Source organism: Bradyrhizobium sp. SBR1B, from assembly GCF_014198205.1.
Taxonomy (GTDB): domain Bacteria; phylum Pseudomonadota; class Alphaproteobacteria; order Rhizobiales; family Xanthobacteraceae; genus Bradyrhizobium.
In genome coordinates this window covers 749,681-768,040 of sequence record NZ_JACIHC010000001.1, presented here as the reverse complement: position 1 = coordinate 768,040, position 18,360 = coordinate 749,681, and the positions used below count along the sequence as shown (strand labels likewise).

Genomic DNA, 18,360 nt, shown 5'->3' with positions numbered 1-18,360 from the left:
TCCGTTGCGCGCCGCCGCTGGCGTGGGTATCAGACGGCCATTGGCGAGGCCTGGAGAGGACGCGATGCCGGACGAAGGAATCATTGCGGCGGAGGAAGCGACGGACGTCGTCGCGCGCCTTAAGCGCCGCATGATCGAGAAGGCGCTGCCGCTGTGGTCGACCGTCGGCTGGGATCCTGCCGCAGGCGGTTTCATCGACCGGCTGCACCGCGACGGCACGGCGGATGCGGCCGCGCCGCGGCGCGTGTTCGTGCAGGCCCGCCAGATCTATTGCTACGCCAAGGCCGCACAGATGGGCTGGTACACTGAGGGCCGCGCCATCGCGCTGAAGGGGTTGGAGCATTTGCTCGGCAAGGCCAAAGCGCCCGATGGCCGGCCCGGCTATGTGCACCGGTTGACGCCGGAAGGTGCGGTGCTGGACGGCCGGCGCGATGCCTACGACCACGCTTTCATCCTGTTTGCGCTCGCGACCGTCTACGCGCTCGACCAGGATGCGCAGGTTCGTGCCGAGATCGACGCGCTGCTGGCTTTCCTCGACGGCCATCTCCGCTCGCCGCATGGAGGCGTGCACGAAAGCCTTCCGGTGTCGCTGCCGCGCCGGCAGAACCCGCACATGCATCTGTTCGAGGCTATGATCGCGTGTTTCGAGGCGACCCACGACCTGTCGTTCCAGAACCGTGCCGGCGAGTTTTTCGCGCTGTTCCTGGCCAATCTCTACGACAAGCAGAAGCGCATCCTGACCGAGTATTTTGAGGAAGACTGGTCGAAGATCGAGCCGGTCAGCGTCGAGCCGGGCCACCAGGCGGAATGGGTATGGCTGCTGAAGGGGTTCGAGCGCATCACGGGATGCCCGACCGGTCAGCGCCGTGCCGAGTTGCTTGCGACCTCGATGCGCTATCGCGACGAGGTCACGGGCTGCTTGATCGACGAAGCCGACGACATCGGCAATATCCGCCGCAGCACGCGCCGGCTGTGGCCGCAGACCGAGATCGCGAAGGCGTGGATCGCGCAGGCCGAATCCGGCGAGGCGGGTGCGGCGGACGAGGCGCGCGCGGCGCTGGTGCGGCTCGAACGGCATTATCTCAGCCATCCCGTGAGGGGCGGCTGGTACGACCAGTTCGATCGCGACGGCAAATCGCTGATCGACACCATTCCTGCGTCGTCGTTCTATCATGTTCTCTGCGCGGTCACGGAAGCGGAGCAGGTGCTCGAACCCTAAGAGTTCAGAGCCAGCGCTTGCGCCGCTTGAAGCTCTTGAGGTTCTTGAAGCTCTTGCGCTGGTCGCCGGCCCCGCCGAGGTAGAATTCCTTGACGTCCTCGTTGTCGCGCAATTCGTCCGCGGTGCCGTCGAGCACGACCTTGCCCTGCTCCATGATGTAGCCGTGGCTCGCCACCGACAGCGCGGCGCGTGCGTTCTGCTCGACCAGGAGGATGGTGACGCCGAGATCGCGGTTGATCTTCTGGATGATGGAGAACACCTCTTTCACCAGCAGCGGCGACAGGCCCATCGACGGCTCGTCCATCAGGATCATCTTCGGGCGCGCCATCAGCGCGCGGCCGATCGCGAGCATCTGCTGCTCGCCGCCGGAGAGATAGCCGGCAAGGCCGGTGCGTTCCTTCAGGCGCGGGAAATAGTTGAACACCATGTCGAGATCGGCATCGACCTCGCGGTCCCTGCGGGTGAAGGCGCCGAGCTTGAGGTTCTCCAGCGAGGTCATGTCGGCGACGATGCGCCGGCCCTCCATCACCTGGAAGATGCCGCGGCGGACGATCTTGTCGGGGTCGATGCCGTTGATCCGCTCGTTCTCGAACACGATTTCGCCGCGTGTGACCTCGCCGTCCTCGGTCTTGAGCAGCCCCGAGATCGCCTTCAGCGTCGTCGATTTGCCGGCGCCGTTGGCGCCCAGCAGCGCCACGATCGCGCCCTTGGGTACGTCGAGGCTGAGGCCGCGCAGCACCAGGATGACGTCGTCATAGACGACCTCGATGTTGCGCACGGCGAGGAGGGCGGCGGCGGGCACTGCTGTGGGAGTGGTGCGAGTGGCTTCTGCGATCTGACTCATGCTTCAAAACTCCGCTGCTGTCGCCCGGCTTGACCGGGCGACCCAGTATTCCAGAGACGCCTGACGTTCCCCGAGAGGCCGCGGCGTACTGGATCCCCCGCCTTCGCGGGGGATGACAGTTGTGTGTAGGGAAACAGCGTGCCTCACCAGCCCAGCAATTCCGGCTTGCGCGGCAGCTCGACGGTCTTGACCTTCTCGAGCTTGATCGTGCCCTTGGCCATGAGGTCGTTGAGGTCGCCGTCGGTCGCGCCCGAGACCTTGGTGCGATAGAGATCGACCTTCAGCGTGCCGCGATGGTCCTTGTCGGTCCAGGTCGAGGGATTGCAGACGCCTTCCATGCCGGCCGGCACCCAATCCTTCTTCTGGTAGAAGCCCTTGGCGACGTTGTCTCCGGTGGCGCCGCCGTTCTTGGCAGCCCAGTCGATCGCCTCCTTCATGTACAGCGCAGAGCAGACCGCCGCCACGTAGTGCACGGGACGGTAGACCTTGCCGCTGGCGTCGGACATCTTCGAGATCTCCATCAGCGTCTTCATGCCGGGCGCGTCGCCGCCCCAGCTCACCGCGGTGCGCAAGGGGAAGATCACGCCGTTGGCGGCGTCTCCGGCCGTCTTGGCGGCGTTCTCGTCCATGCCCCAGACATTGCCCATGAACTGGATCTCGACGCCGGCAGTCTTGCAGGCCTTCATCACCGAGATGTTGGAGGCGGCGGTGTTGCCGAGATAGGCGTAGTTGGCGCCCGAGGATTTCAGGCTCAGGCACTGGGCGCTGTAGTCACCCGGCGCGAGCGCGAACACCAGCGGCGGCAGCACCTCGAAGCCGAGCTCCTGCGCCATCGCTTCACCGGCGGCCTTCGGCGCGTTCGGATAGGGATGGTTGGCGCCCATGTGCACGAATTTCGGCTTGCCGGACTTGCCCTTGGCCTTCCAGTCCTCGGCCGCCCATATCAGCATCGCGCGCAGCGAGTCCGAATAGCTAGGGCCATAGAAGAAATTGTAGGGCGCGGGCTTGGCCTTGCCGCTGACGCCCTCGGGGTCGGTGAGGGCGGCGGCATAGGAGCCGGACATGTCGGGAATCTTGTCCTGGGCGAGGAAGCCGGTCAGCGCCTCGGTGTCGGCGGTGCCCCAACCCATGATCGCGGCGACCTTGCTGTCCGGCGCCGACCACTTCTTGTAGAGCGCGATCGCGCGCGGCACCTGGTAGCCATAGTCGTTGGTGTCGACGTTGATCTGCTTGCCGCCGACGCCGCCGTTCTTGTTGACCCAGGCGAAGGTGTCGGCGACGGCCTGGCCATAGGGCGTGCCGACGTCGGAGGTGCCGCCGGAATAGTCGGCGAGGTGCCCGATCGCGATCTGCGCCTGTGCGCCGGCCGAGAATGCGGCGATCGCGACGGCGAGCGATGCGGTGCTCAAAAAGGATTTCATCGTCATGGGTCGGTTCCTCCTGTTTATTGTTTAAGTGAAGTTGCCCGCGCTCAATGCGAGAACGGGTAGAGTTTCCAATACGCCTTGATCTGCCGCCAGCGATGCGCGAGCCCGTCGGGTTCGAACATCAGGAAGGCGATGATGATCACCCCGATCGCGATCTCGCGCAGGAAGGTGATGTTGGTGTTGAGCGACAGCGCCTTGTCGATCGCGCCGCCCTTCAAATAATGGCTGATGAACTCCATCCCTTCGGGCAGCAGCACCACGAAGGCGGTGCCCATCAGCGTGCCCATGATCGAGCCGGTACCGCCGATGATGATCATGGCCAGGAACAGGATCGAGCGCTCGATACCGAAACCTTCCTGCGACACCACGAGCTGGTAGTGCGCATAGAGCGCGCCGGCGATGCCGGCGAAGAAGGCGGCGAGCCCGAACGACAGCGTACGGTATTTGGTGAGGTTGATGCCCATGATCTCAGCCGAGAGATAATGGTCGCGGATCGCCACCAGCGCGCGGCCGTCGCGGGTGCGCATCAGGTTGGTGACGAGGATGTAGCTGAGCAGCACATAGGCCAGAACGACGTAGAAATACTGTTTGTCGCCGCGTAGCGTGTAACCGAAGATCGAGAACGGGTTGGCGCTCGCCGGCACCGAGCCGCCGGTGAACCATTCGGCGCGGGAGAAGAAGTCGAGCAGGATATACTGCGCGGCCAGCGTCGCGATGACGAGATAGAGCCCCTTCAGCCGCGCCGCCGGGATGCCGAAGATCAGGCCGACCAGCGCGGTGACGATTCCGGCGAGCGGGATCGCGAAGAACACCGGGATCGGCGCGTTGTTGGAGATGTAAGCCGAGGTGAAAGCGCCGAGCAGGAAGAAGGCGGCATGCCCGATCGAGATCTGGCCGGTGAAGCCGACCAGGATGTTGAGCCCGAGCGCCGCGATCGAGAAGATGCCGATCTGGATCAGGACGCTGAGCCAGTATCCGCTGAAGAATTGCGGCGCGAGGCATAGCAACAGCACGCCTGCGATGGCGAAGTTGCGGCTGGTCGTGGTCGGGAAGATCGTGGTGTCGGCCGCATAAGTGGTGCGGAAATCACCAGCAGGAATGAGGGCAGGGCCGGCCATGGGTCAGATCCGCTCGATGTCGTGGGTGCCGAACAGCCCGTAGGGCTTGATCATCAGCACGATGATGAGGACGTAGAACGGCGCGATCTCGTAGAGATTGCCCCAGTGCAGGTACTCGCTGTCGACATATTGCGCGACATTTTCGAGCAGGCCGATGATAATGCCGCCGAGCACGGCGCCGCCGACGGAGTCGAGCCCGCCGAGGATCGCCGCCGGAAACACCTTGATGCCATAGGCGGCAAGGCCCGAGGACACGCCGTTCACGACCGCAACGACGACGCCCGCGACCGCCGACACCGTCGCCGAGATCGCCCAGGCCATCGCGAACACGCTTTTCACGGAAATGCCGAGCGATTGGGCGACCTGCTGGTTGAACGCGGTGGCGCGCATCGCAAGGCCGTATTTGGAGGCGCGGAAGAACCAGGCCATGCCGATCATCATGGCGACGGAGACCACCAGGCTCATGACATAGACGGTCTGGATCTGTAAGCCCAGCAAGCTGACCGACTGGCTCTCGAACACGCGCGGGAACGGCTGCGGATTGACGCCGAACATCCATTTCAGCGTTGCCTGGAGCACGGTGGAGAGGCCGATCGTCACCATGATCACGGAGATGATGGGCTCGCCGATCATCGGCCGCAGGATCAGCACCTGGACCGCGATGCCGAACACGAACATGAACACAAGCGTCATCGGCATGCCGATCCAGAACGGCACCTGATATTTGGCGAGCAGAGCCCAACACACCCAGGCGCCGACCAGCAGCAATTCACCTTGCGCGAAGTTGACGACCTGCGTCGCCTTGTAGATCAGCACGAACGACATCGCGACCACGCCATAGAGCGTGCCGACCACGAGACCGTTGACCAGGAGCTGGATGAGGAAGGCGGTGTTCATGTCGGTTGACCCAGCTCGTCATTGCCGGGCTTGACCCGGCAATCCATCGATGCGGAAGGAAGATTGTTCGGAAGAGGATGGATGCGCGGGTCAAGCCCGCGCATGACGACCATTTGTTTCACTCCGCAGCCTCCGCCATATGCCCGTGCCCGCCGAGGTCGACCACGCGCAGTGTCGTCCGCACGCGCTGGGTGGTGCCGTCCTGGAAGCGGATCACGGTGTCGACGGGGATGTCAGCATCGCCGCGGTAGATGGCATCGATGATGCCTTCGTATTTCTCGTTGATGACGCTGCGGCGCACCTTTCTTGTGCGGGTGAGCTCGCCGTCGTCGGCGTCGAGCTCCTTGTAGAGCAGCAAGAAGCGCGAGATGCGCTGGGCCGGCGGCAGCGTGGCGTTGACGGTCTCGACCTCCTTCTGAAGCAGCGTATAGACCTCCGGCCGCGAGGCGAGATCGCTGTAGGTCGTGAAGGAGAGGCGATTCTTCTCCGCCCATTTCGAGATGATGGAGTAGCGGATGCAGATCATCGCCGCGAGCGCATCGCGGCCGGCCCCGAGCACCACGGCTTCGGCGATATAGGGCGAAAACTTCAGCTTGTTCTCGATGAACTGCGGCGAGAAGCGCTCGCCGCGCGAGGTCTCGGCGAGATCCTTGATACGGTCGATGACGACGAGCTGCTGGTTCGCGTTGAAATAGCCGGCGTCGCCCGACAACATCCAGCCGTCCTTGATGTCGGCGACGCTTGCCTCGGGATTCTTGTAGTAGCCGAGGAACATGTTGGGATGCCGCACCACGATCTCGCCGACGCCGTGGACGTCGGCATTGTCGATGCGGATCTCGACCTGGTCGGACATAGGAACGCCCGTGGTGTCGGGATCGACCTTGCCCTCGGGATGCAGCGTATAGGCCCCCAGCAGCTCGGTCTGGCCGTACAGCGTGCGCAGCGGCACGCCCATGGCCTGAAAGAACTTGAAGGTCTCGGGCCCGAGCGCCGCGCCGCCGGTCGCGGCCGAACGCAGCCGGGTGAAACCGAGGCGGTCGCGCAGCGCCCGGAACAGGATCGCGTCGGCAAGGCTCGAGCGCTTGCCGTGTTCGAGCGCGGCGAGGCCGCTCTTCATGCCGACGTCGAACAGGCGCCGCTTGAGAGGCGTCGCGTCCATCACCTTGGCGCGGACGTCGGCGGCGATCGATTCCCAGACCCTTGGGGCAAAGAGCACGAATGTCGGCGCGATCTCGCGCAGATCGTTCATCATCGTGTCGGGCTCTTCGACGAAGTTGATCTTCATCCGGCAGAGCAGGCCTTTGCCGAGCACGTAGACCTGCTCCATGATCCAGGGCAGCGGCAGCACCGAGACGTATTCGTCGTCCGGGCCCTTGGGATCGAAGGCAAGATAGGTCGCGCAGTGGCCGAGCACGCGGCCGGCGGCGAGCATCGCGAGCTTGGGATGGGACGTGGTGCCCGACGTCGTGCAGAGGATCGCGACGTCCCCGCCCTTGGTGGCATCGACCAGTCTGTCGTAGAGCTCCGGCTCACGCGCGGCACGTGCCCGGCCGAGCTCGGCAAACCTCTCCGCCGACATCAGCCTGGAGTCGTCATATTTCCGCATCCCGCGCGGATCGGAATAGATGATGTGCTTCAGCTTCGGCGCGCGGTCGGCGAGGGTGAGCAGCTTGTCGACCTGCTCCTCGTCCTCGGCGAAGACGAGCTGCGCCTCGCCATAGTTGAGCAGATAGGAGGCTTCCTCGTCCAGCACGTCGCGATAAAGTCCGAGGCTGAGGCCGCCGATGGCGTGCGTCGCCACTTCCGCCGCCACCCAATCCGGCCGGTTATCGCCGATGATGCCGATGACGTCGCCGCGGCCAAGGCCCAATTCGAGAAGGCCGAGCGCAAAATCGCGCACGCGGGTCTGGTAGTCGCTCCAGGTGAACAGCCGCCAGAGCCCGAGATCCTTCTCGCGGAGCGCGATTTCGTTGCCATGCTCCTTCGCGTTGAGCCGGAGCATCTTCGGATAGGTGTCGGCCCGTGCGACGCGGCCTGCGTAATCCATCATGCCGCGCTCTCCTGCGCGGGTGCAGCGTCATCCGGATCGACCAGCACCTCGTCTTCTTCACCAAGATAGGCGCGCCTGACGTGAGGATCGGCGAGCACCGTCGCCGGATCGCCTTCGGCGATCTTCTTGCCGAAATCCAGCACCATGACGCGGTGGGAGATGTCCATCACCACGCCCATGTCGTGCTCGATCATCACCACCGTCATCCCGAATTCCTCGTTGAGATCGACGATGTAGCGGGCCATGTCCTCCTTCTCCTCGAAGTTCATGCCGGCCATCGGCTCGTCGAGGAGAATGAGACGCGGCTCCAGCGCCATGGCGCGGGCGAGCTCCACGCGCTTGCGCAGGCCGTAGGAGAGGGTGCCGGCGGTGGCCTTCCGCACCGATTGGAGGTCGAGGAAGTCGATGATCTCCTCGACCTTGCGGCGGTGCTTGAGCTCCTCCTTGCGCGCGCCGGTGAGCCAGTACAGCGAGCCCGTGAGGAAATTGTTCTTCAGGAGGTGGTGGCGGCCGACCATGATGTTGTCGAGCACGCTCATGTGGTGGAACAGCGCGAGATTCTGGAAGGTGCGGCCGATCCCGAGCGAGGCGCGGGCGTTCGGCGTCAGGGCGGTGATGTCGCGGCCCTGGTAGAACAGCTGGCCTTCGGTCGGCTTGTAGCGGCCGGAAATACAGTTCACGATCGAGGTCTTGCCGGCGCCGTTAGGGCCGATGATCGAGAACAGCTCGCCCTCCCTGATGGAAAAGCCGACGTCGGTCAGCGCCCGGACGCCGCCGAATCGCAAGGACACGTCGCGCACTTCAAGACTGGTAGCCACCAAACGAAACCCTCCCGGTGATGGCGCTTTTTAGCGGCGCTCTTCGTCCGTTCCTTCCCAGCGATCCTAGTACGGTGGTGCCGGTGAGGCCATGCAGCAGATGGTCTCGACCGGATCCGCGCCACTCTCGTTCCCGTCAGGGATCAAAAGCCGCATCGTCCGAGGTGGTCCTCAATAGGGGAAAGCGCTATTTTGAAATGTCTCGCGGCCGACAATTCTGCGACAAAGTTTGCCGGGCGGCGGCGGCCTTCATCTTTCGTCGGATGGCGGTTGGAAGCATCATGCTGCAATGCAGCAGAAGATGGAGTGACGAAACGGTGCGGCTGGCCGCGAGATCATGATTTCAGAAGATCAACTGAAGCGCGTCGCCGCATGGTCGCGCGAGCTCACGCAAGCGGAGATCGAGGTCGCGCGCGCCGGAATCACGGAGCGGTCCTACGGCACCGGCGAGACCGTGTTCATGCGCGGTGATATTTTTGGCTACTGGGCCGGCATGGTGGGCGGCCTGGCCCGCATGGGCGGGGTCTCCAGGGACGGCAAGGAGACCAGCCTCGCCGGGCTGACGGCAGGGGCCTGGTTCGGCGAGGGCAGCGTGCTCAAGAACGAGCCGCGCCGCTACGATGTGGTCGCGCTGCGCGACAGCCGCGTCGCGCTGATGGAACGCAGCGCCTTCATGTGGCTGTTCGAGAACAGCGTCGGCTTCAACCGCTTTCTGGTGCGCCAGCTCAACGAACGGCTCGGCCAGTTCATCGGCATGCTCGAGGTCAACCGCACCCTGGACGCCACCGCACGCCTCGCCCGCAGCATCGCCTCACTGTTCAATCCGATCCTCTATCCGGAATCGACCGCTCATCTGGAGATCACCCAGGAGGAGATCGGTGCGCTCTCCGGCATGTCCCGCCAGAACGCCAACCGCGCGCTGAACCGGCTGGAGAAGGAGGGACTGCTGCGGCTCGAATATGGCGGCGTCACCATCCTCGATATCGAGCGGCTGCGCGGGTATGGCGATTAGGCGCGGTCATCGCGCATTGGCAGGCGCGTGCACCGGCCAGAGGTCGGCGCGCCAGCGGATCGCGATCGCCAGCATGGCGATGAAGCCGGCGGCGGCATAGAGCGAACCCGTCGCGGAATAACCGATGACGTCGATCAGGCTGCCGGCCGCGAGCAATCCGATCGGCAGGCCGTAGATCACCATCATGCGCACGCCCATCACGCGGCCGCGAAGGTGTGCGCTTGCGGTGCGCATAAGGATCACGGCCGCCGAGATCATGGACATGCTCTGGGCGATGCCGGCGAGCACGAGGCAGGCCATCGCCACCGGCATGGTCCTGATCTCGACGAATACCAGCAGCATGGCGTACCAGGCCAGCGTCGCGCCGATCAGAAGCCGGGCAATGCGCAGTCCGCCGACCAGGCTGAGCGTGATGGAGCCGATCAGCGAGCCGACCGCGAAGCTCGCCGAGAGGTAGCCGAGGCCGGTCTGGTCGGTATGAAAGATCTCCCGGGCGATGTAGGGCAGCAATCCGCCGGTGAACGGGAATGCGGTGAGATTGGCCAGGAAGGCGACGCACAGCGCCGCACGCATTCCCGGGCCACTCCAGGCGTAGACGATCCCTTCCTTCAGATCGCCGAGCAGCCGCGAGATGGCATGGCTATTCGCCGGAAGATCGCTCGTGATGACGGCCCTCTTGGGCCGGGTCAGACACAGCATGAGAAGCGCTGCCACGAAGTAAAGACAGGCAATCGCCACGTAAACGAGGCCAATGCCGAGGACGGCGAACAGCCCGGCGCCCGTCAACGCTCCGGCGATGCGGGCGCTGTCCTGGGTCGTGCGCGCAACGCTGATGGCACCCACCAGCTGCTCGGCCGGCATGATCTCGGCGAGCAGCGCGCCGCGGACGCCCAGATCCGAGGGACGAATCAGGCCCATGACCGCGACGATGATCATGACGCTCAGCGGCGACAGATGACCGGTCAGCGCCAGAACCATGATGGTCGACGAGAGCACCGTATAGGCAAGACGCATCGCGACCAGCAGATCGCGATGGCCCATGCGGTCGCCGATCATGCCGAACACCGGCGCGACCAAGGTCCCGACGAACTGGAGCGAGGCAAGCACGGTCAGCAGCAGCACCGAGCCGGTCTCGACCAGGATGTACCAGCCCAGCACCAGCGTCTCGACCTCGAAAGCCCAGGAGGTGAGCAGGTCGGACGGCCATTGGAAGCGATAGTTGCGGATGCGGAATGGCGCGAGCGCCGACGCCCGCGTGGCTGCGCTCAAGACGCGATGACGCGTGTCACGGCGAATCCCTTGCCTTGTTGTTTCTTCTTTCGGATCAGCAACGTAGCGTTGGCGACGCGCGTGTCAATCGGACCCGCCGCATGCTGCCATGCATGGCTGCATCAGCACGGCCGCCCGCGGGCGCGTGACCGTCCGTACCAATGTCGTCCCCTGGTTTCTGCGATCGGTTCGTCCATGGACGCAGGAGGCGGTCATAGTGTCTTCATCTTGCTGTGGCCCAACAGGTCGCGGGCGCGGGGGGATCGGAGCGATCGCAGCATGTGGATAGGGTGGCCGAGGTTTGCCGCGCAGTCTTTTTGTTTTGTACTTCTCGTAAGCGTCATGGTCTCGCCGGGGCAGGCGGGGTCGCAAGACATGTTGGCGCTGATGCAGCGCATTACGGCGCTGGCGAAGGAGGGCCGCTATGGCGAGGCGGTCGGCTTTGCCAGGAAGCTCGTCGTTGAGGCCGAGAAAAGCACGGGGCGACAATCGCCCCTGACCGCGACCACGCTCGTCGTGCTGGGTCAGGCGCTCCAGACGAAAGGCGAGACCGCTGAGGCCGAAAGCGTGCTGAGGCGGGCCCTCGTCATTCGCGAGAAGAGCCTTGGTCCCAATCATCCCGATGTCGCAGCCGTGCTCGCTACGCTGGGCCAGATCGAGCTCGGCCAGAACCGGCTCGGCGATGCCGAACGCGACATGTCGCGCGCGATCGCCATCGACGAGAGCGTGCTGGGCCCTGACCATCTCACCACGGCGCTGGCGCGGATGCAGCTCGGCAATCTCCGTCACCGCCAGTTGAAGGAGACCGAGGCGCTCGATCTGTTCAACCGTGCGCTCGTGGTGTTCAGGAAATCTCCGGAACAGGCTGACATCATGATCCCGGTGACCTTGAACAACATCGCGGAGGTCAATCGGGCGCAAGGGCGGTTGCAGCAGGCCGAGGCGAGTTTTGCCGAAGCGCTTGTGCTTCAGGAGAAGCAGCATGGCCCGGACAGCATCTATCTGACTGCGACGCTCAACAATCTCGGCGAGCTCCGGCGGGCGCAGGGACGGCTCCCGGAGGCCGAGCAATGGGCCCTGCGGACTTTGGCCATCAGGGAGAAGGCGCTCGGACCTGATCATCCCGATGTCGCCGCGAGCCTCAACAATCTGGCCCTGGTGTTCTCGCGCGAGGGCCGGGACGCCGAGGCCGAGGGGCTGCTGACCCGGGCGCTCGCGATTCAGGAGAAGACCGTCGGGATAGCGCATCCGAACGTGGCGACGGCATTGAACAACCTTGCAGGGGCCTGGGCCCATCTCAATCGCAAGCAGGAGGCGGAGCAGCTGTTCCGCAAGTCGCTGGCGATCCGCGAGAAGGCGCTCGGTCCGGCGCATCTGGATGTCGCGATCGCGCTCGACAATCTGGTGACGCTGATGAGCGAGGCCGATCGTTACGCCGAGGCCGAACCGTTCGCGCGCCGGTCGCTTGCGATACGCGAGGCTGCGGTCGGGCATTCTCACCCGCTGGTCGCCAACAGTCTCAACAATCTGGCCGTCATTCTGGACAGCACCGGCCGGCCGCAGGAGGCCGAGCCGCTGCTGAAGCGCGCGCTGGATATCCGCCTGCGCGCTCTCGGCGAGCAGCATCCGGATGTTGCCAACAGCTTCGCCAATCTCGGCGCCCATCATATCGATTCGAAGGATTGGCAGCAGGCCCGCGACGCCTTCGCGCGCGCGGTCGCGATCCAGAACGGCCGCCGCGCCGCCGAGCAGGAGAGCCGCGGCGATGTGAAGGTCCATGAAGAGACCAATCCCTATCCCGGACTGATCGTTGCTGCCTATAATCTCGCGAGCGCCAATGCGGGGCAGGCCGGCGCATTGCGATCGCAGGCGTTCGAGGCGGCGCAATGGATCGGTGACGAGCAGGCTGCGCGGGCAATCGCCGGCATGTCGGCCCGCATCGCCGATGGCAGCGGGGATCTCGCCGCGCGCGTCCGCGAGCGGCAGGATCTCGCCGCGCAAGCCGTCGCGACCGACAAGATGCTCGTGGCGGCGATCTCGCAGGCGGATGCTGCGCGCAACCCGGCGGCGGAGCAGGCGCTTCGTGCCCGAGCCTCAACCATCGCAGGTCAAATCCGGGAATTGGATCGCACGATCGCTGCGCAGTTTCCGGACTATGCAGCGCTCGTCACCAAGGCGCCGATTGCAATCGAGGATGCCCAGAAGCAGCTTCGTCCCAACGAGGCGATGTTGCTGTTCACGACGACATCGCGCGCCACCTTCGTCTGGACCGTGACGCGCTCGGACGTGCGCTGGCATTCGGCAGATCTCGGCGAAAAGCAACTCGCTGAGGCCGTCGGCGCCTTGCGCTGCGGTCTGGATACGGATGCATGGCTGGACAAGGCGTCCACATGTCCGCAGAAGCTCGGCCGCAAGACCCCGCTTGGGGTGGACGAGCCATTGCCGTTCGACCAGGAGCGAGCCTTTGCGCTCTACCAGGCGCTGCTCGGGCCTGTCGCGCGCGACATCGACGGCAAGGAGCTGATCCTGGTGCCGTCAGGCCCGCTTGCGACGCTGCCCTTTCAGGTCTTGCTGACCGAGAAACCGGCTGCCGGCCAGGACCTCGCGAAGGCGCCCTGGCTGGTCAAGCGATTTGCCACCACAGTGCTGCCCTCCGTCTCCAGCCTCAAGGCATTGCGGCAGGTCGCACGCAAGAGCGCCGCGTCGAAACCGTTTCTCGGCGTCGGCAATCCCGTGCTCGACGGCGATGGCCGCAGCGATGTCGCGATGGCGCGTGCCAAGCTGGCGCGCCAGATCCAGACCTGCGCCGCTATTCCGACACAGACGACCCAGGTCGCACAACGGAGCTTGCGCGCCGTGGACGCGCTGTCGGGCGGCACGGCGGACATCGTCCAGCTCAGGCGGCAGATGCCGCTGCCGGAAACTGCGCTCGAACTATGCGCGGTGGCCAGCACCTTCGCGCCCATCAAGGGCGACGTCATCCTAGCCGGCGACGCCTCCGAGACCAGGATGAAGGCGCTCGGCCAAAGCGGCGATCTCGCGAAATACCGCATCCTGCATTTTGCGACCCATGGCGCGCTTGCGGGGCAGGTGCGTGGATCGATCGAGCCAGGACTCATCCTCAGCCCGCCAGCGGCGCCGACGCCCACCGATGACGGCTATCTCTCGTCGTCGGAGATATCCGGCCTCCAGCTCGATGCCGATTGGGTGATCCTGTCGGCCTGCAACACCGCCGGAGGGCAGGCCGCCAATTCGGAGGCCTTCTCCGGTCTTGCGCGGGCGTTCTTCTATGCCGGCACGCGCGCGCTGCTGGTGTCGCACTGGGCGGTGAACTCGGACGCCGCGGTCGCCATCACCACCGGTACGATCGACGCGATGAAGACGCATCCCGATATTGGCCGCGCCGAGGCGCTGCGTCGCTCGCTCTCGGCACTGATCACCAAGGGCGGCGACAGCGCGCAGCCCGCAACTTGGGCGCCCTTCGTGCTGGTGGGGGCCGGCGCCATGTAGCCGACCAGCGCGCCGGCGCGTGCTGAACCGGGATGAGCGAAGCCGCGCCCGCGGCCGTTAACCATCCACCGCTTGCTCTTCCTGTACGACGAGCCCATGCTTGCCAGGTTGCTGGGCCCATCGGACAGGTCCAGTAGACCGCGTCATCGCGGCTTCCGCGGGGTCTTGACCCATGAACTGCTCTTGCTGCGGATCCGAAGTTCAGAGCGGCTTTGCTTTCTGCCCGAAGTGCGGCACGAAGCAGCCGAACGCGTGCCCCGGCTGCGGCTATGCATGCGCACCGGATTTCGCGTATTGCCCGAAATGCGGTGCCCTCGTCAGTGAGGCTCCCAAAGCCGGGGGACAGGCGCAGCCGAGCCGGCCGACAGCGCCGGTCAGAGCGTCGTCACCGCCGCTGGCGCCGGCGGTCGACGCTCACCAGGCTTTTCGACCGCAGCCGGGCAGGATGGACAACGAAGCCAACCGCCGCACCATTACCGTGCTGTTTGCCGATCTCAGCGGCTTCACCGCGATGAGCGAGCGCCTCGACCCCGAGGTCATGCAGATGCTTCAGAACGAATTGTTCGAGGAGCTGACGGAAGCGGTGCAAGGCTTTGGCGGCTTCGTGGACAAATTCATCGGCGATGCGCTGCTAGCGCTGTTCGGCGCGCCAGCAGCGCACGAGGACGATCCGGAGCGGGCGGTCCGCGCTGCACTCGACATGATCAAGCGGACGGAGCAGCTCAGCGAGCGTGCGAAGGTCTATGCCGGCGCCCCGCTGCAGCTCCACATCGGCATCAATACCGGGCACGTGGTTGCGGGCGGACTGGGTGTCGGCGCTGCCAAGTCCTATTCGGTAACCGGCGACACGGTGAATACCGCGCAGCGATTGCAGTCGATGGCGCCGCCGGACGAAGTGCTGGTCGGGCCGTTGACGCACCGCCTGACGCGGCATGCGTTCTCGTATGAATCGCTCGGAGAGGTCTCGCTCAAGGGCAAGATGGGCAGTGTCCTGGTCCATCGTCTCAAGGGACCGCTCGACATGCCGCGTGCGGCGCGAGGCCTCGACACGCTGGGCCTCAGTGCGCCGCTGATCGGCCGCGACGCCGAGCTTGCCCGCATGATCGGCAGCCTCGATCGCGCGTGCGGCGGTGCGGCGCAACTGGTGCGGCTGGTCGGCGAAGCGGGTATCGGCAAAACGCGCCTAGTGAACGAATTCGTCGCCCGCATCCGCGATGAGGAGCGCTTCGCAGGTGTGGCGATTCGGCAGGCCGCCTGCTCGCCACTCGGCGAACAATCCTACGGCACGCTCGCCGCGGTCCTGCGCAGCGCCTATGGCATCGCGCAGAAGGCCAGCGCCGCGGCGGCTGAGGCCAGGCTGGCTGAGGCGCTGTCGGAGCTTGGCCTTGCGGCCGGAGAGGCAGAGCGGCTGATGCCGCTCTATGTGCATGTTCTTGGCCTCGGCGGCCCCGACGCCGCATTGCAGCACATCGAGCCGGAACAGCTTCGGCGGCAGATCTTTTTTGCGATCCGGACCGTTTTCGAACGGCGCCTGGCCTTGTCACCGCTTCTGATCATCGTCGAGGATCTGCATTGGGCCGACGCCGTCTCCCTTGAGGCGCTGCGGTTCCTGATGGATCGGCTGGAGCGCACGCGGTTGATGCTGTTGTTTACGCAACGGCCAATGCTGGAGCTGGATCAGTTCGGTTCGGGTCGGATCAGCCACACGACCCTTCGATTGCTTCCGCTCGGTGACGCCGACGGACAGAACTTGCTGGCGGCTTATTTCAGTCACGGTTGGCGCGAGCCGCCGGGAAATCTGTTCAGTCGAATCCTGGAGCGCGCGAGCGGCAATCCGCTTTTCCTCGAGGAAATCATCCGCGGTCTCATCGAGGCCGGCGCCTTGGAGCGTGACGGCTCGCAGTGGCGGATAAAGTCGGATGAGGCCGCCGCCGACATCCCGGCAAGCATTCAGGCGCTGTTGCTGGCGCGGCTGGACCGGCTGCCGCATGAGGTGCGCCGGCTGGCCCAGGAGGCCGCGGTGATCGGCCCGCGCTTCGACGCGGCTCTGCTCGGTGCGACGGCAACCGCGCCGGCGAAGGTCGAAGTGGGCCTCGAACTTCTGTGCGACGCCGAGATTGTCGAGGAGGTTGCGGGCGCAAACTCGATCTCGCTGCGATCCTACCGTTTCACGCAGACCATGCTGCAGGACGTGATCTATCAAAACCTGCTGTTGCAGCGGCGGATCGAGCTCCATGGACGGATTGGTGCCGCGCTGGAGCGGCTCTATGGCAGCGAGCCCGAACGGCTCGAGGACCTCATCCTGCTCGGCCATCATTTCAGCCTGAGCGCGCACAAGTCGAAAGGCGCGCGCTATCTGCGCGCGGCCGGCGATCGTGCACGCGCGACCTATGCCAATGCCGATGCCATCCGTCTCTACCAGCAGGCCCTCGCCATGTTGTTGACCGGCGGCGAATGCGTGCCGGAGCGCCTGGTTCTATACGAGCGGATCGCGGACCTCTGCGCCGCGGCGGGCCGCCGCAACACGGCCGAGGAGCACTACCAGAGCGCACTGGAGGGGCACCGCGCCGCAGAGGACCGCATTGGCGAAGCGCGAATCCTTCGCAAGCTTGGCAGGTTGTTGTGGGACGCCGGCAAGCGCATCAACGCAGAGAGGCATTACGCCGAGGCGGCTGACCTGCTTGGAGGGACCGATGCGCCGATCGAACGGGCGCACCTCTTGCAGGAGCGCGGTCGTCTCGCGTTTCGCATGGGCGATCACGTGGCCGCCGCGACATGGGCGGACGAGGCGCTTGGCTACGCCCGATCCGTCCCGGCGGACGCGGACGAGCAAGCCGGATTCGAGGCGGCGCGCGCCATTGCCGAGGCTCTCAATACCAAGGCGGTTGCGCTGGCACGGCTTGGACGACACCAGGATGCGGTGCGCGAAGTGGAGCAAAGTGTCGCGGCAGCCGAAGCCGCCGGCCTTCTCAATGTGGCCTGCCGCGGCTACACCAATCTCAGCGTGCTCTACACGATCGTTGACCCGGCGCAGGCCATGGAGGTTTGCCGGCGCGGACTGGACGTCGCGCATCGTATTGGCGATCTCGGGTTCCAGGCGCGTCTTCTCGCCAATTTTGCCGTTGCCTGTTGCACCTTCACGGACAAATGCACCGACGAAGGTGTGCCGGCTGCCGAAAAGGCAATCGAGATCGACCGTGCGCTCGATCAGCGCGAGCATCTCCCCGTGCCCCTGATCGTGCTCGGGCAAATCCATCAATGCCATTTCCGGCCCGATCAGGCCGCCCGCTGCTACAATGAGGCCATCAAGGTCGCGAGCGAAACCGGCGAGCCGCAGCAGCTTTTTCCGTGCTATGATGGTCTTGCGACGCTGAACCTTGATCGCGGCGACATGCCCGAGGCCGAGCGGTATTTCGCGCTGGCCGATGACGTCTGCACCAAGCACGGGCTTGATCCCGCCGGACTGATTGTATTGCCATTTCTTGACTAGGTCATGTGAAGGAGTTCAACCATGTCAGAACGTCATGTCGATGGACCGCTGCAACCGGGTGATCGCGCACCGAACATCGTGCTGGACGCCATCACCCGCGAAGGGAAGATCGCGCTCGAGGATTTTCGCGGGCAAAGTCCGATATTGGTCGGCCTGTTTCGAGGCCTGCACTGCCCGTTCTGCCGCCGCCATATCGCGGCCCAGGCGCAGCTTGACGCGGCACTGCGCGACAAGGGCGTCGAAAGTCTGACGGTCGTCAATACGCCGATCGAGCGTGCTCGGCTCTACTTCCGTTATCACCCGTTGCCCAATCTGCTTGCCGCGTCCGATCCCGAGCGGATCTCGCACCGCGCGTTCGGCCTGCCCAATCTGGAATTCACCGAGAAGGAAACCGAGTGGCCGCGCAAGGTGGGCATGGATGTGGTCATGAGCATGCAAGTGGACATTCCCGGAGAATTGCCCGGGCCGATGAATCGTTTGGCGGCCGCCGAGCAGCTCAACAACAAGGATGGCTACGAGATGATGGAGGCCGATCAGCGCATGGCGGCAACCGGCCAGGGTCAGCTATTCGGCCAGTTCCTGCTCGATCGGGAAGGGGTCGTGCGCTGGGCCTTTACAGAAGTTCCGGAAGGCGGCCAGCGCATGTTCGGGATGCCGAGCCCAGGTGAGTTGATGTCGGCAGCCTCGCAGGTGGCGGGCTAGGCAT

Annotated in this window: 12 protein-coding genes; 5 read left to right on the top strand and 7 right to left on the bottom strand. The window is 64.9% G+C overall.

All coding sequences use genetic code 11. The features are described 5' to 3' along the window. The first annotated feature begins 64 nt into the window (after positions 1 to 64). Positions 65 to 1,219 carry an AGE family epimerase/isomerase gene (locus tag GGD61_RS03805; protein ID WP_183230226.1) on the top strand — a complete coding sequence of 385 codons (1,155 nt, stop codon included), beginning with the start codon at positions 65 to 67 and terminating at the stop codon, positions 1,217 to 1,219. 4 nt (positions 1,220 to 1,223) lie between these two features. Here the strand turns inward: GGD61_RS03805 and GGD61_RS03800 are convergent, their stop codons facing one another. From GGD61_RS03800 to GGD61_RS03775, 6 genes are all read right to left on the bottom strand, one after another. Next, positions 1,224 to 2,063 (bottom strand): ABC transporter ATP-binding protein, encoded by an 840-nt coding sequence (locus GGD61_RS03800; RefSeq protein ID WP_018317431.1) that lies wholly within the window; start codon positions 2,061 to 2,063, stop codon positions 1,224 to 1,226. A 143-nt stretch (positions 2,064 to 2,206) separates the two neighbouring features. Continuing rightward, positions 2,207 to 3,490 carry an ABC transporter substrate-binding protein gene (locus tag GGD61_RS03795; RefSeq protein WP_183230224.1) on the bottom strand — a complete coding sequence of 428 codons (1,284 nt, stop codon included), beginning with the start codon at positions 3,488 to 3,490 and terminating at the stop codon, positions 2,207 to 2,209. A 44-nt stretch (positions 3,491 to 3,534) separates the two neighbouring features. After that, positions 3,535 to 4,608 (bottom strand): branched-chain amino acid ABC transporter permease, encoded by a 1,074-nt coding sequence (locus tag GGD61_RS03790; protein ID WP_092261043.1) that lies wholly within the window; start codon positions 4,606 to 4,608, stop codon positions 3,535 to 3,537. 3 nt (positions 4,609 to 4,611) lie between these two features. After that, positions 4,612 to 5,505, bottom strand: coding sequence for a branched-chain amino acid ABC transporter permease (locus GGD61_RS03785; RefSeq protein WP_018317428.1), 894 nt, complete (start codon positions 5,503 to 5,505; stop codon positions 4,612 to 4,614). 118 nt (positions 5,506 to 5,623) lie between these two features. Further along, positions 5,624 to 7,555, bottom strand: coding sequence for a long-chain fatty acid--CoA ligase (locus GGD61_RS03780; RefSeq protein WP_183230222.1), 1,932 nt, complete (start codon positions 7,553 to 7,555; stop codon positions 5,624 to 5,626). Beyond that, positions 7,552 to 8,373 carry an ABC transporter ATP-binding protein gene (locus GGD61_RS03775; protein ID WP_183230220.1) on the bottom strand — a complete coding sequence of 274 codons (822 nt, stop codon included), beginning with the start codon at positions 8,371 to 8,373 and terminating at the stop codon, positions 7,552 to 7,554. Before GGD61_RS03775 ends, GGD61_RS03780 begins: the two co-directional genes overlap by 4 nt. A gap of 337 nt (positions 8,374 to 8,710) precedes the next feature. Between GGD61_RS03775 and GGD61_RS03770 the strand changes: the two genes are divergently transcribed. Continuing rightward, a complete protein-coding gene (locus GGD61_RS03770; RefSeq protein WP_018317425.1) occupies positions 8,711 to 9,385 on the top strand; it encodes a Crp/Fnr family transcriptional regulator in 675 nt (224 codons plus the stop codon). 6 nt (positions 9,386 to 9,391) lie between these two features. On the opposite strand, the gene GGD61_RS03765 is transcribed toward GGD61_RS03770, so the two are convergent. Next, positions 9,392 to 10,654, bottom strand: a complete 1,263-nt coding sequence (locus GGD61_RS03765) for an MFS transporter (protein ID WP_092261047.1) — start codon at positions 10,652 to 10,654, stop codon at positions 9,392 to 9,394. 375 nt (positions 10,655 to 11,029) lie between these two features. Between GGD61_RS03765 and GGD61_RS03760 the strand changes: the two genes are divergently transcribed. The 3 genes from GGD61_RS03760 (at position 11,030) to GGD61_RS03750 (ending at position 18,356) form a co-directional block, all read left to right on the top strand. Next, entirely contained in the window at positions 11,030 to 14,164 is a 3,135-nt protein-coding gene (locus tag GGD61_RS03760; RefSeq protein WP_183230218.1) for a CHAT domain-containing tetratricopeptide repeat protein, read from the top strand. A 172-nt stretch (positions 14,165 to 14,336) separates the two neighbouring features. Then, positions 14,337 to 17,654, top strand: a complete 3,318-nt coding sequence (locus GGD61_RS03755; RefSeq protein WP_183230216.1) for an adenylate/guanylate cyclase domain-containing protein — start codon at positions 14,337 to 14,339, stop codon at positions 17,652 to 17,654. Between the two features lie 21 nt (positions 17,655 to 17,675). Next, positions 17,676 to 18,356, top strand: a complete 681-nt coding sequence (locus GGD61_RS03750; protein WP_018317421.1) for a redoxin domain-containing protein — start codon at positions 17,676 to 17,678, stop codon at positions 18,354 to 18,356. The last annotated feature ends 4 nt before the right edge of the window (positions 18,357 to 18,360 follow it).